The following is a 21,578-nucleotide window of genomic DNA, read 5'->3' on the forward strand; positions in this document are numbered from 1 at the left end:
ACTGCATAATTGCCGCCATGCACGACAGCCGTCTGCCGCTCTTCGCCGGACTCGTCCTGTTCTGGACGTACCGGATCCTGGTGCTGTGGCTGGGCCCGGTCCCCGGCGGCCGGGCCGGGGCGGCGGCGCTGCTCGCCGGGACGTGCGCGGCGCTCGCCCTCGCCGTCCTGCAGGCGCGGGCGCTGGCCTGGAGCGGCTCGCTCGGCAACCTCGCCGGCCAGGCGGTGCTGGCGTACGCGCCGCTGCTCGTCCTCGGCAACGCCTGGCGGCCGGCGACGCCCCTGCTCGTGGCGTCGGTGCTGATGCTGGGCGCGCCCGCCCGCGCGCGGTGGCCGGCCGCCGCGGCCATCGTCGCCGCCGAGTTCGCGATCAGGACGGTCTGGCTGCCCGACGCCGGCTCCGGGTACGCCGTGTGGGCCGCGGTGGTGACGCTCACCGGCGGCCTGCAGTTCCTCGCCCTGGCGCGGCTGGGGCTGCTGGTCCGGGCGCTGGAGGCCACCCGCACCGAGCTGGCCGCCCGGCGCGCCGCCGGGGAGCGGCTGCGGATCGCCCGCGGCCTGCGCGCCGAGCTCGGACGGCGGCTGTCGGCCGCTGCCGCGTCCGACGACCCGGGCGAGATCGTCGCGGCCGCGCGGGCGGCGGCGGCCCGCGCCCGGTCGGTCGCCGACGACTACCGGGACCGCTCGCTCGCGGCCGAGATCGACGCGGCGCGGACGGTGCTCGCGGCGTCCGGCGTGCCGGTGCGCGTCGCGGCGGACGCGGCCGCCCCGCGGGCGCCGAAGGCCGATGCGGCGCTGGCGGGGGTGCTGCGCCGCACCGTGGTGGCGGCGCTGCGGGACGGGCGCCCCGACGGCTGCGTGATCGAGTGCCGCACTGGTCCCGGCGGGCCGGAGAGGCTGCGGGTGGCCTTCTCCGGCGCGGTGCCGCCGTTCGCCGAGCCGCTCTCGGCCTCGTCCGCCGAGATCGCCGGGCTCGGCGGGCGGCTCGCCACCGGCCCCGCCGTGGAGGCGGAGATACCGCGGACGCCCGCCTGGACGGGCGGCCCGGTCGGCGCGGCGCCGTGGCTGGCCTTCGCCGTCCTCCTCGTCATCGAGCTGGACCAGCTCAGCACGGTGGCGACCAGCGTGGTCATGGCGCGGGGCGCGGGCGTCGCGGTGGACCCGGTGCGCCTCGCGGTGGCGGCGGTCGCGCTGCCGCTGGTCGCGGCCCTGCAGCTGCACCATGTGCTGCCGCGCGGCGAGGCCCGGCCGCGGCGCTGGGCGCTCCCGGCCCAGATCGTCCTGCTCCTGGCGGCGTTCGCCGTCGCGGGGCCGCTCGTCCCGGCGGGCTACGGCGGCCTGCCCGCGACGTACGGCGGGCTGGTCGCGGGCCTGGTGCTGCTGAACGTGCGCCCGCCGTGGTCGTGGGCGGCGGCCGCCGTGCTGCTGCTGATGCCGTTCCCGCTGCTGTACGGCGCACGGCCGCCGGTGGTGGCGCTGCTCAGCCTGTTCGGCTCGGCCGCGTTCATGATCACCGTCTACGCGCTGGGCCGGCTGCCCGTCACGGCGGCCCGGCTGGACGTGGCGCGCCGCGAACTCGTCCGCACGTCGGTGCTCCGCGAGCGGCTGCGGATCGCGCGGGACGTGCACGACCTGCTCGGCTCCCAGCTGTCGGCGATCATCATCCGGGGCGGGATGGCGGCGGGCCCCGCGGACGGCGCGCGGCTGGCCGGGCTGGCGGGCGCGGCGCTGGCGACGGTCCGCTCGATCGGCGCGGAGCCCGCCCCGCTGCGGCTCGCCGCCGAGGTCGAGAGCGCGCGGGACCTGCTGGTGACCGCCGGGACGCGGGTCCGGGTCACAGTAGTGGAGCCGCCGGCGGAGGTCGCGGCCCTGTTCGCCGTCGTGCTGCGGGAGTCGGTGACCAACGTGGTCCGGCACGCGCGGGCGCGGCGCTGCGAGATCACCGTCACGCCCACCCGGATCCGCGTCTCCAACGACGGCGCCCCTCGTCCCGGGGCGGGCGCGGCACGCCCCGGCGCGGGCGGGACGGGGCTGGCCAACCTGCGCTCGCGTGCGGCCGAGGCGGGCGGCGCGCTGACCGTCGAGCACGCGGCCGGCCGGTTCACCCTCACCGTCGAGGTGGCGGGCGCCGGCCCGTCAGATCCAGCCGGCCTCGGTGGCGATGCGGATGGCGTCGACCCGGTTGCGGGCGCCCAGCTTGGTCACCGCTGACGCGAGGTAGTTGCGGACGGTCCCGTAGGACAGCCCGATCCGGGCGGCGATCTGCGGCGGCTCCGCACCGGACGCGGTCAGCCGCAGCACCTCCCGCTCGCGGTCGGTGAGCGGGCAGTCCGGGGCGTCGAGCGCGGCGAAGGCGAGCTGCGGATCGACCACCCGGCCGCCCCCGGCGACGGTGCGGACGGCGTCGACCAGTTCACCGGGCGCGCTGTCCTTGACCATGAACCCGGCGACCCCGGCCGCCATCGCGCGGCGCAGCGTCCCGGGCCGGCCGACACCGGTCAGGATCAGCGTGCGGCAGCCGGGCAGGTGCCGGGCCAGCTCCGCCGCCGCGCCGACGCCGTCCAGGCCGGGCATCTCGATGTCGAGCACCGCGACGTCGGGCCGCTCGCGCAGCGCCGCGGCGACGACCGCGTCCCCGGCCCCGACCTGCGCGACGACGCGGATGCCGTCCTCCCGGTCGAGGAGGTCGGCCAGCGCCTCCCGGAGGATCCGCACGTCCTCCGCCAGCAGAACCCTGATCACCCTGCCCCCGATCCCCGGTACGGGCCCGGTCAGCGCTTGCGTTCGCCGTCGGAGACCCGGACCAGGCCCTCCTGCATGACGGAGACGACCAACTCCCCCGACCGGGTGAACACCTGGCCGCGAGCGAGGCCGCGGGCACCGCCGGCGAACGGCGTGTCCTGGTAGTACAGCAGCCAGTCGTCGGCGCGGAACGGCCGGTGGAACCACATCGCGTGGTCGAGGCTGGCGCCCATCGTCCGCTTGTCGCCCCAGGCCAGGCCGTGGTTGAGCAGGACGGTGTCGAGCAGCGTCATGTCCGAGGCGTAGGTCATCAGGCAGACGTGCAGCAGCGGGTCGTCGGGCAGCTCGCCGTCCACCTTCAGCCACACCTTCGACTCGGGGGTGGCGAGCGCCGGGTCCTTGGCGGCCTCCCAGGTCAGCGGTGTCGCGTGCCGGATGTCGAAGGGGCGCCGGGTGACGAACTCGCGGGCGCCGACCTCGCCGAAGATCGGCGTCAGCCGCTCCAGGCCGTCCGGCAGCGTCTCGGGGGCGGGCGCGTCCGGCATGGCGGCCTGGTGGAACGGGCCGTCCTCGGCGATCTGGAACGACGCCGACAGCGTGAAGATCGCCTTGCCGTGCTGGACGGCCATGACCCGCCGCGTCGTGAACGACCGCCCGTCCCGCACCCGGTCGACGGTGTAGACGATCGGGACCAGCGGGTCGCCGGGCCGGATGAAGTAGGCGTGCAGCGAGTGCACGGGCCGGTTCGCGGGGACGGTGCGCCCGGCGGCGACGAGCGCCTGCCCGGCCACCTGGCCGCCGAAGACGCGCTGCCGCCGCTCCTCGGGGCTGCGGCCGCGGAAGATGTCGTTCTCGATCTGTTCGAGGTCGAGCAGGTCCAGCAGGCCCTTCAGCGATTCCTTCACGCCGGCCAGTCTTCCGTATCCACCCCTGTGACCGGGATCTCACCCATGGGTTCCCTACCCGCACAGGTTCAGGACGGCATCGCCGTAGCGGTCGAGTTTGACCTTGCCGACGCCCGGGATGCGGGCGAGGTCCTCCCGCGACTCGGGGCCGTGCTCGGCGATCGCCTGGAGGGTGGCGTCCGTGAACACGACGTACGCGGGGATCTTCTGCTCGGCGGAGACCTGGGCGCGCCAGTCCTTCAGCGCGATGAGGAGTTCCTCGTTCAGCTCGGAGGGGCAGTCCTCGCAGCGGCCGAGCTTGCGTTCGACGGCGGCGGTCAGCGGGCGGCCGCAGACCCGGCACGGCTGCGGGCCCTTGGCGGGACGGCGCTTGGCGCGGTCGACGCGGGGCGGCGTGTGCGTCGTGGTCTTGCCGGTCAGGCCGTCCAGGAAGCGGGACGGGCGGCGGTTGTGCGCCCCGCCCGGCGAGCGCGACAGCGCCCAGGACAGCGCCAGGTGGACGCGCGCCCGCGTCACCCCCACGTACAGCAGGCGGCGCTCCTCCTCGACCTGCGCGGGCGTCTTGGCGTAGATGATCGGGAGCGTGCCGTCGGCCAGCCCGACGAGGAACACCGCGTCCCACTCCAGGCCCTTGGCGGCGTGCAGGGACGCCAGCGTGACGCCCTCCAGCGGCGGCGCGTGCTGCGCGGCGGCGCGCTCCTCCAGTTCGGCGACGAAGTCGGGGAGGCCCGCCTTCGGGTTGTCGGCGGCCATGTCCTCGGCGAGCTGGGCGAGCGCGGCGAGCGACTCCCAGCGCGCGCGGGCCGCGCCCGCGCCCTCCGGCGGCCGGTCGGCGAACCCCGCCCCGGACAGGACGTGCCGGACGGTGTGGATCAGCCCCGTGCCGTCGTTCTCGGCGTCGGCGCCCGCCCGCGCCGCGCCGCGCAGCCGGACCACCGCCTCGCGCACCTCGGGCCGCTCGAAGAACCGCTCCGCGCCCCGCAGCACGTACGGGACGCCCGCCGCCGCCAGCGCCGACTCGTAGGTCTGCGACTGCGCGTTGATGCGGAACAGGATCGCGATCTCCCGCGCGGGGACGCCCTCGTCGATCAGCTTGCGGGCCTGCCGGGCGGCGTCGTCGGCCTCGGCGACCTCGTCGTCGTACTCGTTGAACACCGGTTCGGGGCCGTCCGCCCGCTGGGCGAGCAGCTCCAGCCTGTGCCGGACCCCGCGCGCCTGCCCGATGACCCCGTTGGCCAGCCGGACGACCTGCGGCGTCGACCGGTAGTCGCGGACGAGCTTCACGACCTTCGCGTCGGGATGCGCACGCGTGAAGTCGAGCAGATGGGACGGGGACGCGCCGGTGAACGAGTAGATCGTCTGGTTCGGGTCGCCGACGACGCACAGGTCGTCGCGGTCGCCGAGCCAGGTGTCGAGCAGCATCTTCTGCAGCGGGTTGACGTCCTGGAACTCGTCCACCACGAAGTACCGGTACTGCTCGCGGACCTGGTTCGCGACCTCCCGGTGCTCGGTGAGGACGGCGGCGGTCAGCTCCAGCATCCCCTCGAAGTCGAGCAGGTTGCGCTCCCGCCGGAGCTGCTCGTACATCGCGTAGACGCGCGCCACGTCCACGATCTCGGCGGGCGGTCTCCGGTCGGCCTTGACGACGGCGGCCGGGTAGTCCTCGGGGCGGTGCTGGGTGACCTTCGCCCATTCGATCTCGCCCGCGAGGTCGCGCAGCTCGGTCCGCGCGAACGACAGCCCGCACGCGCGCGCCGCGTCCGCGACGAGACCGATCTTCGAGTCGACGATCTTGGGCGGTTCACCGCCGACGACGCGCGGCCAGAAGTAGCTGAGCTGCCGCAGCGCCGCCGCGTGGAACGTCCTGGCCTGCACGCCCGGCGCGCCGAGCTGCCGCAGCCGGCTGCGCAGCTCCCCCGCCGCGCGGGTGGTGAACGTCACGGCGAGCACCCGCTGCGGCGTGACGACACCGGTCAGCGTCGCGTAGGCGATCCGGTGCGTGATGGCCCTGGTCTTGCCCGTCCCGGCGCCCGCGAGCACGCACACCGGCCCCTTAACCGCCTCGGCGACCGCCCGCTGTTCGGGGTCGAGTCCCTCCAGCACCGACTCAGCCAACATGCCCCCATACTCGCAGCCCGTCCCACCTGCCTCAGCCGATCCGCCACCTGTGGACAACCGGCGATCGCCCCGTAGGAATGCGCGGGGCGCGTCCACTGTTCTGCGGTAGGCACGAACCGTCCGAACGAACGAGGGAGACGACGAAGCGATGGCGACGCCTTCGGCCGCCCAGGGCCCCGGCCCGAGCGGTCAGCTCACCATGTACACGACGACCTGGTGCGGGTTCTGCCGCCGGCTGAAGAGCCAGCTCGCCCGGGACGGCATCGAGATGGTCGAGGTGGACATCGAGCGGAACCCGGAGGCCGCCGACTTCGTCATGAGCGTCAACGGCGGAAATCAAACGGTCCCGACCATCGTCTACCCGGACGGCACGGCCGTGACGAACCCGAGCGCGAAGGAAGTCAAGCGCCGCCTCGCGGAGATCGCGAATACCGCTTGAGCCACGTACGGAGGAGGCCCGCCGACCACGGTCTGCGGGCCTTTCCCAACCCCGCGTGCGCGGGGAGCACCCGTCCGGCAACAGAACGGTCGGAACGGTCTGCGGACCATCCCCACAGCGGTGGGGAACAGATCGCTCACTCTATGTGAGCAACACCTCAGAAGTCCGGCATGTTGGGGAGTTCGCCGCCGTACCAGCGCATGATGAGCTGCGCGGCGATGGACAGCGGGCCCGGGGCGACGATCTCGCCCGTGTCGATCGCGGCGCGGAGTTCGTCGCGGGTGTACCAGGCGGCGTCCAGGATCTCCTCCGGGTCGGGGTTCAGCGGGACGTCGCCGTCCGCCCGCGCGGTGAAGCCCAGCATGAGGCTCTGCGGCAGCGGCCACGGCTGGCTGCCGAGGTAGTGGACGTCCCGGACGGCCAGCCCGACCTCCTCCTTCACCTCCCGCGCGACGGCCTGTTCGAGCGACTCGCCCGGTTCGACGAACCCGGCGAGGATCGAGCGGCGGTCGGCGGGCCACTGCGGGCCGCGGGCGAGCAGGACGCGGTCGGCCTCGTCGGTGACCAGCATGATCACGGCCGGGTCGACGCGCGGGAAGTGCTGCGAGCCGTCCCGGGGGCAGACGCGCACGTGCCCGGCGGACGACACCCGGGTCTCGGCGCCGCAGCGCGGGCAGTACCGGTTGGTGCTGTGCCAGTGCTCCAGCGCGACGGCGTGGGTGAGCAGCCCCGAGTCCCGGTCGGCCAGGAGGGCGCCGACGCGGCGCAGCCCGGCCGGCTCGGTCCCCTCGATGGCGGGCAGATCACCGGACACGCCGAAGTAGACGGTGCCGTCGTCGTCGGCGCCGAGGAGCCAGCGTTCGCCGTCCGGCGCCTGGTCCGGCGGGACCAGCACCAGCGCGGGGCCGGACTCGTAGGCCACGAGCACCCGCCCGTCCCGGATGACGAGGACCCGCGTCCTCGGATCGTTCCAAGCGCCGTCCAGCCAGGCGTCGTCGCCGCGGTGCAGCGCGACCCGGTCGAGCGTTCCGCGCGAAAGCGCAAGCCATTCGAGGCTTTCCGTCACGAGTGTGCTCCTCTCCCGGGTGTTCAGCGCAGCGCGGTGGCGAGTTCTTCCCACAGGTGGGCGGCGGCCTCGGCGCCCTTGAGCAGCAGCGGGATCTCGACCTTCTCGTTCGGGGCGTGGATGCGATCGTCGTCCAGGCCGACCGCGACGAAGACCAGCGGGGCGTCCAGGATGTCGGCGAGGTCGGCCTCGGGGCCGCTGCCGCCCTCGCGGGTGAACAGCACCTCGGTGCCGAAGGCCCGCTCCATGGCGCGCCGCGCGGCGGCGACGCCGGGCGAGTCGATCGGCGAGAAGCAGGGGCGGACGCCGCCGGCCGGGACGCGGACCTCGGCCGCCACGCCGGGCGGCACGTGCCCGGCGACCCACGCCTTGAACGACTCCTGGACCTTGGCCGGGTCCTGGCCCGCGACGAGCCGGAACGAGATCTTCGCGTGCGCGTCGCGCGGGACGATCGTCTTGCCGCCCGGCCCGGTGTGCCCGCCCCACATGCCGTTGATCTCGGCGGTCGGGCGCGCCCAGACGCGTTCGAGCGTGGTGTAGCCCTTCTCGCCGTGCGCGGCGCGGCTGTCGCCGGCGGTGCGCAGCCACGCGTCCTCGTCGAAGGGGAGCCGCGCGAACAGCTCGCGCTCCTCGGCGGTCAGCGGGACGACGTCGTCGTAGAAGCCGGGCAGGGTCACGCGCCCGTCGGCGTCGTGGAGGGCGGCGAGCAGCGTCGCCATCGCCTGCAGCGGGTTCGGGACGGCGCCGCCGAACGAGCCGGAGTGCAGGTCGGTGGACGGTCCGCGCAGCGTGACCTCGGCCTCGGTGAGGCCCCGCATCCCGGTGCACATGGACGGGACGTCCGCCGCCCACATGGTGGTGTCGCTGATGACGACGGCGTCGCAGGCGAGGCGGTCGCGGTGGGTGCGGAGCAGGTCGGCGAAGTGCACCGAGCCCGACTCCTCCTCGCCCTCCACCAGCAGCTTGACGGTCACGGGCGGGGCCTGCCGCCCGGACGCGGCGAGCAGCGCGCGGATCCCGAGCGTGTGGAAGAAGACCTGCCCCTTGTCGTCGGACGCGCCGCGCCCGATGAGCCGGTCGCCCTTCTCCACGGGCGCGAACGGGTCGGTCTCCCACTCCTCCAGCGGCTCGACCGGCTGGACGTCGTGGTGGCCGTAGACGACGACGGCGGGCGCGTCCGGGTCATCGGCGGGCCACTCGGCGAAGACGGCGGGCAGCCCGGCCGTCTCCCAGATCTCGACCGTCGGGAAGCCCTGCTTGCGCAGGTGGGCGGCGAGCCATTCGGCGGACTCGCGGACATCGGCGGCGTGGGCCGGATCCCCGGAGATGGACGGGATCGCCAGCCACTCCTTGAGGTCGGCGACGAACCGGTCCCGTTCAGCCTGGATATACCCGACTACGTCGTTCACCCGCATGCCCCTTCGCATGTGTGTCTGTCGTACCGTTGCACCGGCTCCGCAGGCCGTCACCGCCGCGAGCTTACATTGGTGTCAACGCAGGGTAAGGGGAAGTGACTTGATCCTCATAGATCCCCCGCTGTGGCCCGCCCGCGGCCGTGTCTGGTCGCACATGGTGAGCGACGCGTCGTACGAGGAGCTGCACGTTTTCGCCGCGGAACTGGGGATGCCGCCGAGGGCGTTCGAACGCGACCACTACGACGTGCCGTCCGAGCTGTACGACGCGGCCGTGCTGCAGGGTGCCGAGGCGGTGGGGTGCCAGGAGCTGCTCTTGCGGCTCACCCAGGCGGGCCTGCGCCGTCGCAAGGAGTACCGGCCCCGTATCACGAGCTGAGCCGAGGAGCTGAGCGTCACGCGCCGAGCAGCATCAGCTCTGTCCGGATGTTGTTGCGCGCGGGCTCCTCGAAGCGTTCGCGTGCGGCGGGCGTATGGAAGAGCTCGGGAAGGGCCAGCAGGCCGTTGAGCACCTCGGCCCGTCCGGCGCGGAAGAACTCGTCGGGGACGAACGCGTACTCCTCCCGGACGGCGGCGGCGTACGCGGCGTACGTCTCGGGGTCGGCGGCGAGGATGGCGAGGTCCGCGTCGCACAGGACCCGGCCGTTGCGGTCGTCCTCGTCCGGTGCGTGCGCGGCGGTCAGCTCGACCAGCCGGACGACCTCCTGGACGACGGCGGGCGCGAGGTCGGTGTCGGCGAGCATGCGGGCGGCGAGGCGGGCGCTGCGCACCTCGTTGTCGGCGCGCTCGGGATCGTAGACGGCGTCGTGGAACCAGGCGGCGAGCCGGACGGCGTCGGGGTCGGCGGCGTGCGCGGCGAACTCGTCCACGAGGTCGAGGACGGCGGTCAGGTGCGTCCGGGTGTGGTAGCGGCGGTGCGGCTCGCCGTAGCGCTCGTCCAGCTCCGTCCCGATATGCCGGGTGTGAGGCCCCGCCAGCGCGACCCACCGTTCGACAAGATCCATGGGCCCATCCTGGCGGATGGGCGGCCGGGCCGGGACACGCGGTGCCGCCGTTCTTGCGCGCGCCGTGCCGCCCCGCCACTATGGTGATCACTAAGGGTTAGGCAAGGCTTACCTCACTCTTGCTCAGCCGATTCCCGCTTGCCCACCGCTGCCTGCTCGCCGCTGCCCGAGCTGGAAAGGCCGACCGTGGCCGCATCTGTCCACCTGGTCGCCGGGAAGGCGACCGACTCGGTGACGTACGGGTTCCTGCCCGCCGCCGCACGCCTGGGCCTCGACGTGACGCTGCTCACCGACCGTCCCGCCCGCTACCGGTCGGGTCCGCACGCGTTCGGCGGGCCGGTCGTCGAGTGCGACGTCTCCGACTTCCGGGACATCATCGCCCACGTCGCCGACAGTGGCAGCGGCGGTGGCGGCGAGCCGGCCGCCGTCTTCTCCAACAGCGACTTCCTGCAGGCCCCCGCCGCGCTGGCGGCCGCGTACTCCGGTCTCCCGGCGAAGGATTGGCGTGCGGCGACCCGCGCGAAGAACAAGGCCCTCATGCGCCGCCACCTCGCGGCCATCGACCCGGTCTTCTCGGCGGACGCACGCGGGGTACCGGCGGACGCGCCGTATCCGCTCGTCGTCAAGCCGCGTGAGGGCGTGGCCAGTGAGGACGTGTTCCTCGTCCACGACGCCGTGGAACTGGCCGCCCGGGTGGGCGAGATCGCCGCTCGACGGGACGACCCGCTGGTGGCCGAGGAGTACCTGCCCGGGGATCTCCACACCCTGGAGACACTCGGCGATGGACGGGAGTTGCGCGTGCTGGGTTCGTTCCGTACGACGCTCTCGCCGCCACCGTTCTTCGTGGAGGAGCGCCTTGAGTGGACGGAACCGCCCCCAGAGACACCGCAGGTTCTGCGCCAACTGGAGGAGTTGGGGATCGGGTTCGGTGCGTGCCACACCGAGTTCGTCGTCCATCAGGGTCGCGCCCGCATCATCGAGGTCAACTACCGGTTGATCGGCGACCACTGTGACTTCCTCTTGGCCGATCTGCTGGGCATCCCGCTCTTCGAGCAGATTCTGAAGGTGCACCTGGGCGAACCGTTGCCGGGCCTACGAGTCCCCCGGCCGCGGCACGCGATCGCCGAGCCCGTCATCGCCGACCGCTCCGGCACGCTCACCTCAGCCCCCGAGCCACTGCGAGTGGACGACGGCCCAGTGCAGCTCTCCTACCGTCCACAACGCACGGTCGGTGACACGGTCGCCATCACCCGCACCAACCGCGACTACCTCGGCACAGTGCGCGCGATAGGTCCCGGCCCGGACGAGGTGAACGCCGCCCTCGCACGCTTCCGCGCGTCGCACGACTGGACCATCACGTGACGGGCGACGCCGAAGGCCCGCTGGCGGCCCGCGTCCTGGACGCGCTGCTACGCGAGGACTACGGGGGCATACGGCGCTTCGTCCGGGACGGCGGCACGTTAGAACTGCCGGGCCGTTCAGTGCGCCTGCTGCCCGCGCGCCCGGTGTTCCTCTCCGAACTGGTCGTCGACCCTGGGCAGGGGCTCAAGTTGAGCGATGTCTTCCGGGCCGTCCGCACCGTGGCCGATCCCCGCGACGACACGGCGGCCTTCGAACGCGAGTGCCTGGACGCGCTGGCGACCGCCAAACTCCACGACGACGCGCGCCCGGCCGTGCAGCGCCGTCTGGCGCGCATCCCGGATGAGCTGCGAACCGGCCCCGGGACGTTCTACGAGACGCTGGCGGCCTACAACGACCATCCGGTGCATCCGGCGGGGCGGGGCCGCGCCGGGCTGTCCCTGGCCGACCTGAGCCGTTACGCGCCCGAGTTCGCGCCGTCGTTCCCGCTGCGTTGGGCGTCGGTCCAGAACCCGGTAGTCACCGGCGCGCTGCCGGAGTGGTGGCCCACTCCGTCCGATGTGGGGTTGAGCGGGGTGGGCGCCCTGTTCCCCGTCCACCCGCTGGCCGTGTCGCACGTACACGAGCAACCGGGTGCGGTGATGGCCCCGGAACCGTTCCTCCTGGCCGGTCCGACGCTGTCGATGCGCACCGTGGCCGTCCTGAACGGCGACGTGCCGCTCGTCCACGTGAAGATGCCGCTGCCGACCAGCACGCTCGGCCTCCGCAACCGGCGCACCATCTTGCCCGGCACCCTCCCGGACGGCGCGCTGGTCGAACGCATCCTGCGCCAAGTGCTGCAACGGGAATCGGTGCTTCCCGTCCTTCTCGCCGATGAGCAGACCTACGGCCACGCCAACGACCCGCTCCTCGCCTACCTGATCCGGCGTTTCCCAGCGGAAACGGCGCGCGCGCACATCGTCCCGGTGGCGGCCTTGCTCGCGGAGGCTCCCGATGGAGGCCACGTCATCGAACGCTGGGACGTCGAAGACCTCTTCGGCACCTACCTGTCGGCACTGTTCGCGTGGAACGTCACGCTGTTCCGCTACGGCATCGCGCTGGAGGCGCACCAGCAGAACGTCGCCCTCGTCCTGGGCGACGCTTCCGCGCCCCGCCTCCTCATCAAGGACAACGACGGCGCCTTGATACGCGCGTCCCGGCTCAGGGAGCACATCACCCCGTCCCCTGGCACGGACCCACGCGACCTCGTCGACCGCCGCATGACGACCGACGACCCCGACGCGCTGGCCCGCGTGTTCGTCACCATCACGCTGCACCTGTGCGCCGCCGCGATCGCCGCCGGCCTGGCGGAACGCGGCCTGCTCCCCTGGCGGACCGGGCGCGCGATGATCCGGGAGCGGCTCGACGGCGCGCTCGGCCCGGACGACGTGTTCCTGCGCTCCCGCACCCTCGACGCCGAAACGCTGCCGGGCAAGGCCATGGTCACCGCCGGAACCCTCGTCGACAAGGCCAGGACGGGCGCGGCCGACATCAACAAGCACTACGGCCCGCCAGGGCCCAACTACCTACGGGACGCGACGTGCTGCTAACAGAACTGTCCGGATCGGCGCTCACGGCCGGCGACGCCACCGCGACCGCGCTGCTCAACTGCCTCATCCGCGAGGTGTGCGCCCCCGAGCAGCAGATATGGCCGGACGGCGCGCGCCCGCTCGGGGACGGCCACGGATCCCAGCGGCCGGTGTGGCCGGACGGCGCGCGGCTGCTCGCCCGCCTGCCCCGCGCGGGCGTCGTGCTGCGCACCGGCCTGGCCCGTCCCCCAGTCGGCCCCACCTACCGGCTGGCGCCGCCTTACGAGGAGCGACGCGGGGACGCGTGGATTCCGGCCTCCTGGGACAGGCTGGCGAACCTGCTGGCAGGCGAACTGGAACTGGCGACCGGCCGCCCCAATCCCGAGTTCCTCACCCAGGTGGAGGACAGCCACGCGGCCCTGGCCGCCATCCTCGCCACCAGAGGCGAACCCTCAAACGATCGGTACATAGCCTCGGAACAGGCTCTTGTGGCGGGGCACCGGTTTCACCCGTCCCCGAAGGCGCGCCAAGGCGCGCCCAGTGACTGGCTCCAGTACGCGCCCGAGACCAGGGCTCGTTTCCGCCCGCACTGGCTGGCCGTCCCCGAGGACCTCATCGCCGAAGAGGGAGACCCGGACGCGTTCACGGCCCTGTCGTCTTACGGCCCCACCGTCCCGCCCGGACGACAATTGCTCCCTGTCCACCCGTGGCAGTTCTCCCTCCTCGCGGACAACCCCGTCCTACGGAAGGCCCTGGCCGACGGACTCCTGCTCGATCTCGGCCCGTCCGACATGGAGGCGATACCGACGTCCTCCGTCCGGACCGCCTACCTGCCGGACGCCGACGTGTTCTGCAAGTTCAGCCTGGACGTCCGCATCACCAACTGCGTGCGCAAGAACGCCTGGTACGAACTGACCGGGGCGATCGCCCTGAACGAACTACTGCCGTCCATCTTCGGCAAACTGAACTCGACCCTCCTCGCAGAGCCCGCCTACCGAAGCGTCGCGCTCCCAGACCGTCGCCTCTATGAAGGCTTTGGAGTGATCCTGCGCGAAGGTGTCAAATCCCTGCCTGGCACACCGCTCCTGGCAGGCGCCCTAACCGACCCCTACAACACGTTCCTCGCGGACCTGCCCGCCCTGGCGACTCCGGACAGCGCCCGAGCATGGTGGGACGCCTACGTGGCACAAGTGGCACCACCCGTCCTCCGCGCCTACCTGGACCATGGCATCGTCCTCGAACCGCACCTGCAGAACGTCCTCGTCTGCGTCGACTCAACCGGCATGCCCGTCCACGCCGTGTTCCGTGACCTGGAGGGCACCAAACTGACCGCCGGCCGCTGGGACCTGACCCACCTCCCGCCCCGCGTGGCCGAAAGCCTCACCTACGCGCCCGACCGCGGCTGGAACCGCGTCGTCTACTGCCTCCTGGTCAACCACCTCACCGAAATCGCCGCCGCCGTGGCCGACCTGCACCCGCACCTGGAACAAACGCTCTGGCTGGACGCGAGAAAGCACTTCGCCGCCCACGACCACCACCCCCAAATCAGGGCCCTCCTGGCCGGAGTCCCCTTGCCGGCCAAGGCGAACCTTCGCACCCGCTGGTCCCGCACAGCGGACCGAGGCGCCACCTACGTCCCCACTCCGAACCCCCTGACAACACCCCGACCGCTTTGACGTCCTCCCTCGCCTGAGGGCGGGGGATTCCAACCGTCCCCTATATGGAGAGGAGAGCGGGTTGAGGTTCGCGGTTCGCCGGCCCGCCCAGCGGCGTGCCTCCCCGCGCGGCCACCGTGCGTCCCACGGCGGTGTCTTGGATGTTGCGTGCGGCGTTGACGTCGGCGTTGGCCCGATGCCCACAGGCGACGCACCGGAACACCGCTTGACTCTCGCGGTTCTCCGGTGCGCGGTGCCCGCAAATGTTGCAGGTCTGCGACGTGTACGCCGGGTCGACCTTGACGACCCGCCCTGGCGCCTTGTGCTCCAGCCGGGTCACCAGTTGTCCCCACCCGGCGGCCAGGATGCCCCGGTTGAGCCCGGCCTTCTGCCGGACGCCCGCGCCGGGGGCCTCGACGGTGCCTTTGGCGGACCGGGTCATGGCGGCCACATCAAGGTCCTCGACGGCGATCACGTCGAACCGGCGCGCCAGATCCGTCGAGGTCTTCTCCACCCAGTCCCTGCGCCGGTCGGCCTCACGCGCCTTCAGCCGCGCTATGGCGGCCTTGACGCGGGCACGCCGGTTCGACCCCCGCTTCGCACGGGCCAGGCGCCGCAGCAACCGGTTCAACCGCTCGGCCTCACCCGCCGTCAAGCCCGGCACGGTGGAGGTCTCGCCGGTCGACAGCGCGGCCGACACCGCCACGCCCCGATCGACGCCGACCGCCGTGCCGTTGCCGGGCGCGGGAACCGGAGCCGGAATCTGGGCGAACGCGACATGCCAGCGTCCGGCGCGGTCGCGGGTCACCCGGAACGACTTCACCTCCGGCGGGACGGGACGGGACCAGCGGAACCGCACCCACCCCACCTTCGGCACCCGCACCTCACCCGTGCGGCGCGACAACCGCCGCACCTCCCACGCCCGGCCCCGGACCCCGACGACCCGGAACCCTTCATGCACACCGGCCTTGCGCCAGGTGGGGCGCCGGTGCGTGCCCGCGAAGAAGTTCGCCATGGCCTGCGCGAAGTCCTTGAGCGCCTGCTGCTGCACCGTCTGCGAACCGGCACGCAGCCATCCGAACTCGGCGCGGGCCTCGGTGAGCTGGCGAGCCTGCGCGACATACCCCGGAACTGGGCCGCGCCGCGGCGTCCACCAGGCATGCTGCTCCACAGCCAGATTCCACACGAACCGGGCATGCGAGCAATGCTCCAGCAACCCCGCTTCCTGGGCAGGGGTCGGACACAACCGGTACCGGGACACCCTCCGCAACCTACCGACCACCACCGACAAAACCCGAACCGACAAAACCCGGAGGCCAAAATGCCGCCTCGCTCGGCGCTTCCTCCCCGCCCTGAAAGACGGGGTCTCCACGCTGCAGGTATCCGATGAACGAAGTCGCGTTGAGCCTCGGCACCTACCCGGCCTACATCTACGACCTGCCGGGGCTGGAGAACCACATAAGAACAATCCGCAGAACCCTCGGCTCCACGGAACTGTTCTATGCCGCCAAGGCGAACCCGGACGCCGAGATCCTCCGCACCCTCGCACCCCACGTGGACGGCATAGAGGTGTCATCAGGCGGTGAACTGACCCACGTCCAAGAGACCCTCCCCGGCACACCCTTGGCCTTCGGCGGGCCAGGCAAGACACCGGAAGAACTCCGCCTTGCCCTGACGGCCGACCGAATCCATGTGGAAAGCCCCAACGAGTTGAGGAACCTGGCCTCCCTGGGCCCCGCCGAGATCCTCCTGCGGGCGAACCTCCCCCTGAACACCCCGAACGCCGCCCTGACCATGAGCGGCCCCTTCGGCATGGACGAGGACGCCCTCAACGAATGCGCCCGCCTCCTGGCCGACCACCCCGCTCTGACCCTGCGCGGTATCCACGCCCACCTGGCCTCCGGCCTGGACGCACCCACCATGCTCGACCTGGCCCGCCAGATAGCCGACTGGGCACTCCCCTGGCTGAAAACCCAGGGAGTGGACGATCCGGAGCTGAACGTGGGCGGCGGTATGGCCGTCGACTACACGTCCCCCGAAACCCTCTTCGACTGGCGCACCTACGCCACCGGCCTGGCCTCCATCCCCGCGAGGATCTGTATAGAACCCGGCCGAGCCATAACCGCCTACCACGGCTGGTACGTGACCGACGTCCTCGACACGAAAACGACCCGTGGCGAGACCTACGTCATTCTCCGAGGCGGCACCCACCACCTGAGAACCCCAGTAACAAAAGGCCACAACCAGCCTTTCAAGGTGCTCACGGCAACCGGCCCGACGAGCCCCGCCACCCTGGTAGGCCAGCTATGCACCCCGAAGGACGTCTTCGCCCGCGACGTCCCCGTCCCGCCCCTCGTCCCCGGCGACGTGGTCGCCTTCACCATGGCCGGCGCCTACGCCTGGAACATCTCCCACCACGACTTCCTCATGCACCCCAAACCAACCTTCCACTACCTACGGTCAACGACTCGGCCCTGAAGGAACCGGGCCCCTGCTCGGTTCCTGCGGGCCTCATTCACGCTCCCGAATGGATGATGGACACGATCTGAAGCGCCGCCTCAGCAAGCCGCCGGTCTCCCCTGACCAGAGCCCGCTCGCCAGCTGCGGCGGGCGTAATACCGCGTGTGCACAAGCGCCAAGCAGTGTCGGCATCAAGCTCGATCGAAGCGTCAGGCTGGGATTCCGTCCCGCGCCACAAAGACCACCGCTGCTCCCCACGCCCGCAGGCCCAGCCACCGAAGCCGGGGACGACCACCTGCAGGACGGTGCCCTCGTCCGCCAGCACGTCGCGCATCGTGTGAGGCAGTGCCCGCATGAACGTGTCGAGGACGGGCCCGAGATAGCGCGGATCGGTGAGCCCGCGGCGTCGGGTGGCGTCACAGATCTGCTGATGATGCGTCCAGTACTCGCTGAAGTCGCGCGCGGCGTCCAGCCAGACGGGATGCGCCTCGGGACCGGCCCAGGAGACGGAACCGCCCAACTCTTCAAGGTCGACGCCCTGCCAGAAGTCGGCGACCTGATCCCCGACCTCCGTCAGTAGCCCGACGAGCAGCGCGGGGCTGATACGCCGTGCCGCGGTGACCCACTCGTCGTTGATGCGGTCGAGAAAGCGGGGGAAGGGCTCTCCGGCAAGGGGGCGCAGCGCGGTGAACCCGTCCCGGTGCATGGAAAGCCGGCCGAGGTGGTCGCCGAGCACATGCGCGGCGATGTCCTTGACGCTCCAGCCAGGGCAGACGGTGGCCCGGCCCCACTCGTCGGTGTCCAAGCCGCCCAGCAACTCGATGAAGGCCGCCTGCTGTTCGGGGAACAATGGCCGGACGTCGATCGGCGGGCCAAGACCCGGCGCCTGCTCATCCCTGCGAGTCATCGGCCCCACGATACGGCCGTCCGCAGCCGAACGATGAGTTCACGCGGGCAGGGCGGTCACAACCTCCGGGGGGCGGCTGCCACTCCACGAGAACTCTGGCAGGAGGGCCATGCGTGAGCTGAGAGTCGATGTGTTCAGCACCGTCGACGGTTACGGTGGCGGCGGGCCGCGTCCGGCCGCGTACTGGGGTTACGACGGACCAGGGCTGTACGACTGGATCAACGCCCAGCTCGCCGAGGAGCACGTCATGCTCATGGGCGCGACGACGTACCGGGAGATGTCGGAGATCGTCGCGAACGGCGACGACCCGTCCTTCGCGCGAATGGCCGAGCTTCCCAAGATCGTGTTCTCCACGACCCTCCGGCCTCCGCTGACCTGGCCGAACACGACGATCATCGACGAGCCGATCGAGACGTCCGTGCCCGCGCTGAAGGCCGTGGCGGACGGAGTGCCCATGCGCACCATCGGCAGCGCGTCCCTGGTCCGCAGCCTGTTCCAGCACGACCTCGTTGACCGAGTCCGCGTGATGGTCTTCCCGATGATCCACGGCGTCGCGGGCGAAGGCCCGGTCTTCACCGAACTCCCGCCCTGCGAACTGCACCTCACCGGCACCACGGTCTTCGACGACCGGTTGGTGCTCCTCGACTATCGCGTCGGCGACTCGACCCAACTCCGGGCGTAGCGCAGGGCCGCGTCACTGGGGTTGTGGGGAGCCGTGCCAGCGCCAGGAGGTGAGGCGGGGGCGTCCGGGGAGTTCTGCACGACCCGTGGCCCACAGCAGTGTCCGCCAGGGCTCGGTGTCGTGGGGTGCCTCGGGGAACAGGCGTCGGAGTACGCGACGGCACAAGTCGGCCGGCGGTTCCCAGGGGAGGCCGAGACCTTCCGCCAAGTCATGGGTGTGGACGAGGGTCTCCACGATTCCCATCGCGGCGAAACCCTCGGGGTCGGCCGCACCGAAGGTGTGATGGGCGCGGACGTGCGAAGGGACGGTGCGCACCATGGCGATGAGGAATCCGCCGCACGCTTCGAGGACTTGCAGGAGCCCTTCCGGCCCGGCCTCCCGGTCCGCGTGGACGGCGTTCGCCGGGCCACCCGGCCGCCGGGCCTGCCACATGAACGGCACTTCGCCGTCCATGGGCGGCGTCTTCGGCCCGAGTTGGGCGGCGTAGGCGAACAGGTCGTCGGCGAGATGCTCGACGGTCTCCCAGCAGTCCCATTCGAGTGACCCGGCCTTGGCGTCCCAGGCGTCGGGCGGTGCCTTCCGAAGGGTGGAGACGGCGAGCCGAACAGCCGACTCCAGGTCGTCGGCGGTCACGGTCGCTGGAGAGGTCGGCATGCCTAGGACGCTACCCAAGCGGTTGACTCACTCCCGGTCGGGGTGGACGACGTACCAACCGCCGGACGGGGATGTCCAGATCATGAGGCCGGGCCAGATCTGGTGGAGTGTCCAGCCGGGGGTCTGTTTGAGGCGGTGGTGCCGTCGGCAGAGTGGTGCGAGGTTGCAGCGGCAGGTGGTTCCGGGCCGCCAGGGGACGGTGTGGTCGAGGTCGCATCTCCCGGCATCGCGGTTGCAGGTGGGGAACACGCACGTGCCGTGCCGGGCGAGGATGTCGCGGCGTAGTGCCTCCGGCGGCCGGTAGCCGGGGCGGCCGTGGGTCTCGTCCCCGCCTTGGCAGACCGCGTCCCGCGCGGGTGCGAGCTCGTCGTGGACGCCCTGGACCGCCCGCGCGATCGCTGCGGGGAGTACGCGCGGGGCAACACGGTCGCGGACGTGGGTGAGCCGCTGCTCGACCATGCCCGCCAGCGCCCGAACGACGGCGTCCTGCCCTGCCCCAGCGGCGCGGGCCGTCCCCGGTTCCGGCAGGTCCTCGCTACCAGCGGCCTGCAACGGACCAACGGCGCCTGCGCTGGCCATCACGTCCTGAACGCCCGCAGTGACCATCGCACCGTGAACGCCCAAGGCGGCCATGGCGTCTTGAACGCCCGCGGTGGCCATCGCGCTCTGGACGCTCACAGCGGCCATCGCGTCTTGGACGCCCGCGGTGGCCAGGGCGTCTTGGGCGTCAACGGTCTGCGCGGTGTCAGGGCTGTTGCCGCTATGCGGGGCCTGGATGCCTTGGGGTCCGGGGCCTCGCGGGGGTGGTGGCAGCGCGTCCAGTAGGTCGGGGCCCGTGTCGTCAAGGGTGTCGTGGGCGGGGTTCTCGCCAGGGTGGAGTGGTCGGACGAGGTCGGATCGGATGGCGGCGGGGAGTCGGGCGCTGTGAAGGTCCTGGACGGCGTGCGCTCCATGGACGTCCGGCAGGCCGTGGAGATCAGGGAGGCCGTTGACGTTGCGGCGGCCCGAGGTGCCGTGGGCGTCCGGGTAAACGTTCACGCCCGCGACGTCTTGGACGCTGCGGAGGTGGCGGAGGGCGTTGACGCCGTGGACCATTTCGCGGCCGCCGATGCCATGGGGGTTGTGCTCTCGCGGGGTTGGCGGCGAGGCGAGAGGGCGGGCGGCATCGAGGGCGTCGGTGACGTCGGAGCGCGGGGGCTCGGTGAGGAGCGCCCGGATGGCGGCGGGGAGTGGGGTGCCTCGAAGGAGGAGTGTGGCCAGGTCGGCGCGGAGTTGCGGGAGCGGGCGGGGGTCGCCGTCCTGCTTCAGGCCCTGGGCGGCGGCAGTGATCTTGTTGTAGATCGCGTGTGCGTCTTCGGGGGGCAGGTCGCACAGGGCCAGGTCGGCGGTACCGGCAGGGGTGTCCCACAGCTCCAGTCGCCGGGCGCGCACGGCTTCGCGTTTGCGCTCCTCGGCGGCGGCCGGGGCGAGGCGGTGCGCGATCCGCTTGATGCGACGTCGGAGTTGGCCGGTGGTCTGGCCGGGTGCCTTCTCCAGCGCGGCGGTCTGGAGTTGGCGGGTTACCTGGTCGGGCATGCCGTCGGTCGCGTCACAGATGACCCGGGCCCTGGCCATGTCGATGCGCCCGGTTTCGAGCGCGGCCGCGGTGTCGGCCAAGGGGCCGCTGAGGCATTCGGACAGGTGGACGAGAGTGGCGGCGGCGTTCCCGGTGATGGTGAGGGCAGCGGCGATCTCTTCGGTGACCGACTCGTGCGCGGACAGGATGCGGTAGTCGGGGTCGCCGGCGGTCTCGGCATCGGTGCGGCGTCGCGACAGTTCGGCAATGGCGGCCAGTTCCCGCGCCTGCGCCCATGAGGTCTGACGGCGCGCGGCGGCGGCGAATTGAAGGAGTTCGTCGTCAGCCAGATCAGCCAAGCGCTCTTTTCGGCCGGATAGGCAGATGGCCAGTTGCGCGCCGGGCGGGAACCACTCCCGGTCTTCCCACTCACGTTGGCCGCCGACGATCTCAGTGCTCCCGCCGGACTCATCGGACACTGCGGACATCGACACAACAATTCACCCCCCCACCAAAACTCAACTCAACTCAACTCTCCATTAGATTATAGTGCACCGTCCCGACAATAGCGCGGGACATTTCAGACACGATACATTTATGTCACCGGAAACCTTCTGGTATTTTCCCGTGGAAAGGACGTCCGTCCAGCATGGCGATCATCCAACGGGCCAGCCCATCCCACCCGCTCCATTCGTTCTGGCCGCCCTCGTCCGCGCGGAGCGCGGACTGACATGAGGGCCACGCACCAATCCGACACGTTGAATCACCTCCCCCAACCGACTACAGCAACCAACGTGACAGCGACCGGCGGCAAGGCGAGCGAACGCGTCCGCCTTCGGGAGGCCACCTCAGCCGACCACCCGCCCCAGCCGCACTAAAACCAGTAGAAAGAGACCTCAGCCACGCACACATCCCGCAGAGACCCGCAAGGCGCGACAAACACCCACAAGCGCCATCTATATCTAGGGAAGCGGCGGGTATAGCCGTGGTCAGACGTCGAAACCACACCAGAGGAGAGAAGTTCTGTGCCGTTGGTCGATCGGCTACGTCATG

General features: G+C 71.7%; 18 protein-coding genes. 8 read left to right on the forward strand and 10 right to left on the reverse strand.

Annotated features, from left to right (window positions below; translation table 11 throughout):
• The first annotated feature begins 17 nt into the window (after nucleotides 1-17).
• The gene (locus ABZ806_RS05605; RefSeq protein ID WP_500215640.1) at nucleotides 18-2,210 is read left to right on the forward strand and encodes a sensor histidine kinase; all 2,193 of its coding nucleotides are present in this window, start codon (nucleotides 18-20) and stop codon (nucleotides 2,208-2,210) included.
• Here ABZ806_RS05605 and ABZ806_RS05610 read toward each other — a convergent pair.
• From ABZ806_RS05610 to ABZ806_RS05620, 3 genes are read right to left on the reverse strand one after another with little or no spacing between them, the layout of a single operon-like run.
• Nucleotides 2,136-2,741 (reverse strand): response regulator, encoded by a 606-nt coding sequence (locus tag ABZ806_RS05610; protein WP_500215641.1) that lies wholly within the window; start codon nucleotides 2,739-2,741, stop codon nucleotides 2,136-2,138. The two genes, ABZ806_RS05605 and ABZ806_RS05610, sit on opposite strands and share 75 nt — an antisense overlap.
• A gap of 29 nt (nucleotides 2,742-2,770) precedes the next feature.
• Complete coding sequence (gene tesB / locus ABZ806_RS05615) at nucleotides 2,771-3,646, reverse strand: acyl-CoA thioesterase II (RefSeq protein WP_500215642.1); 876 nt, start codon at nucleotides 3,644-3,646, stop codon at nucleotides 2,771-2,773.
• Between the two features lie 54 nt (nucleotides 3,647-3,700).
• The gene (locus tag ABZ806_RS05620; protein ID WP_500215643.1) at nucleotides 3,701-5,764 is read right to left on the reverse strand and encodes an ATP-dependent DNA helicase UvrD2; all 2,064 of its coding nucleotides are present in this window, start codon (nucleotides 5,762-5,764) and stop codon (nucleotides 3,701-3,703) included.
• Nucleotides 5,765-5,912: 148 nt separating this feature from the next.
• On the opposite strand from ABZ806_RS05620, the gene ABZ806_RS05625 reads away from it, so the two are divergent.
• Entirely contained in the window at nucleotides 5,913-6,203 is a 291-nt protein-coding gene (locus ABZ806_RS05625) for a mycoredoxin (protein WP_500215644.1), read from the forward strand.
• A 157-nt stretch (nucleotides 6,204-6,360) separates the two neighbouring features.
• Here ABZ806_RS05625 and nudC read toward each other — a convergent pair whose 3' ends face one another.
• On the reverse strand, nucleotides 6,361-7,269 hold the full coding sequence (nudC, locus tag ABZ806_RS05630; RefSeq protein WP_500215645.1) for an NAD(+) diphosphatase: 909 nt from the start codon (nucleotides 7,267-7,269) through the stop codon (nucleotides 6,361-6,363).
• A 23-nt stretch (nucleotides 7,270-7,292) separates the two neighbouring features.
• The gene (locus ABZ806_RS05635; RefSeq protein ID WP_500215646.1) at nucleotides 7,293-8,678 is read right to left on the reverse strand and encodes a dipeptidase; all 1,386 of its coding nucleotides are present in this window, start codon (nucleotides 8,676-8,678) and stop codon (nucleotides 7,293-7,295) included.
• Between the two features lie 106 nt (nucleotides 8,679-8,784).
• Between ABZ806_RS05635 and ABZ806_RS05640 the strand changes: the two genes are divergently transcribed.
• Nucleotides 8,785-9,060, forward strand: coding sequence for a DUF4031 domain-containing protein (locus ABZ806_RS05640; protein WP_500215647.1), 276 nt, complete (start codon nucleotides 8,785-8,787; stop codon nucleotides 9,058-9,060).
• Between the two features lie 16 nt (nucleotides 9,061-9,076).
• On the opposite strand, the gene ABZ806_RS05645 is transcribed toward ABZ806_RS05640, so the two are convergent.
• Nucleotides 9,077-9,685: an HD domain-containing protein gene (locus tag ABZ806_RS05645; RefSeq protein ID WP_500215648.1), complete on the reverse strand. Its 609-nt coding sequence runs from the start codon at nucleotides 9,683-9,685 to the stop codon at nucleotides 9,077-9,079.
• Nucleotides 9,686-9,871: 186 nt separating this feature from the next.
• Here ABZ806_RS05645 and ABZ806_RS05650 point away from each other — a divergent pair, with 186 nt between their 5' ends.
• From ABZ806_RS05650 to ABZ806_RS05660, 3 genes are read left to right on the forward strand one after another with little or no spacing between them, the layout of a single operon-like run.
• Nucleotides 9,872-11,047, forward strand: a complete 1,176-nt coding sequence (locus ABZ806_RS05650; RefSeq protein ID WP_500215649.1) for an ATP-grasp domain-containing protein — start codon at nucleotides 9,872-9,874, stop codon at nucleotides 11,045-11,047.
• Nucleotides 11,044-12,633 carry an IucA/IucC family protein gene (locus ABZ806_RS05655; RefSeq protein ID WP_500215650.1) on the forward strand — a complete coding sequence of 530 codons (1,590 nt, stop codon included), beginning with the start codon at nucleotides 11,044-11,046 and terminating at the stop codon, nucleotides 12,631-12,633. The genes ABZ806_RS05650 and ABZ806_RS05655 overlap by 4 nt, the downstream gene beginning before the upstream one ends.
• Nucleotides 12,624-14,288 carry an IucA/IucC family protein gene (locus tag ABZ806_RS05660; RefSeq protein WP_500215651.1) on the forward strand — a complete coding sequence of 555 codons (1,665 nt, stop codon included), beginning with the start codon at nucleotides 12,624-12,626 and terminating at the stop codon, nucleotides 14,286-14,288. The genes ABZ806_RS05655 and ABZ806_RS05660 overlap by 10 nt, the downstream gene beginning before the upstream one ends.
• A 40-nt stretch (nucleotides 14,289-14,328) precedes the next feature.
• Here the strand turns inward: ABZ806_RS05660 and ABZ806_RS05665 are convergent, their stop codons facing one another.
• Nucleotides 14,329-15,552, reverse strand: a complete 1,224-nt coding sequence (locus ABZ806_RS05665; protein WP_500215652.1) for an RNA-guided endonuclease InsQ/TnpB family protein — start codon at nucleotides 15,550-15,552, stop codon at nucleotides 14,329-14,331.
• Between the two features lie 101 nt (nucleotides 15,553-15,653).
• On the opposite strand from ABZ806_RS05665, the gene ABZ806_RS05670 reads away from it, so the two are divergent.
• Nucleotides 15,654-16,745 (forward strand): alanine racemase, encoded by a 1,092-nt coding sequence (locus ABZ806_RS05670; RefSeq protein ID WP_500215653.1) that lies wholly within the window; start codon nucleotides 15,654-15,656, stop codon nucleotides 16,743-16,745.
• A 37-nt stretch (nucleotides 16,746-16,782) separates the two neighbouring features.
• On the opposite strand, the gene ABZ806_RS05675 is transcribed toward ABZ806_RS05670, so the two are convergent.
• Nucleotides 16,783-17,634, reverse strand: coding sequence for a maleylpyruvate isomerase family mycothiol-dependent enzyme (locus tag ABZ806_RS05675; protein ID WP_500215654.1), 852 nt, complete (start codon nucleotides 17,632-17,634; stop codon nucleotides 16,783-16,785).
• Nucleotides 17,635-17,743: 109 nt separating this feature from the next.
• Between ABZ806_RS05675 and ABZ806_RS05680 the strand changes: the two genes are divergently transcribed.
• Complete coding sequence (locus ABZ806_RS05680; protein WP_500215655.1) at nucleotides 17,744-18,316, forward strand: dihydrofolate reductase family protein; 573 nt, start codon at nucleotides 17,744-17,746, stop codon at nucleotides 18,314-18,316.
• Nucleotides 18,317-18,328: 12 nt separating this feature from the next.
• Here ABZ806_RS05680 and ABZ806_RS05685 read toward each other — a convergent pair whose 3' ends face one another.
• Nucleotides 18,329-18,970: a maleylpyruvate isomerase mycothiol-dependent enzyme family protein gene (locus tag ABZ806_RS05685; RefSeq protein ID WP_500215656.1), complete on the reverse strand. Its 642-nt coding sequence runs from the start codon at nucleotides 18,968-18,970 to the stop codon at nucleotides 18,329-18,331.
• 27 nt (nucleotides 18,971-18,997) lie between these two features.
• Nucleotides 18,998-20,884, reverse strand: coding sequence for an HNH endonuclease signature motif containing protein (locus tag ABZ806_RS05690; RefSeq protein ID WP_500215657.1), 1,887 nt, complete (start codon nucleotides 20,882-20,884; stop codon nucleotides 18,998-19,000).
• Nucleotides 20,885-21,578 lie beyond the last annotated feature (694 nt).

This window comes from Spirillospora sp. NPDC047418 (genome assembly GCF_040643275.1).
In the GTDB taxonomy this organism is placed as follows: domain Bacteria; phylum Actinomycetota; class Actinomycetes; order Streptosporangiales; family Streptosporangiaceae; genus Spirillospora.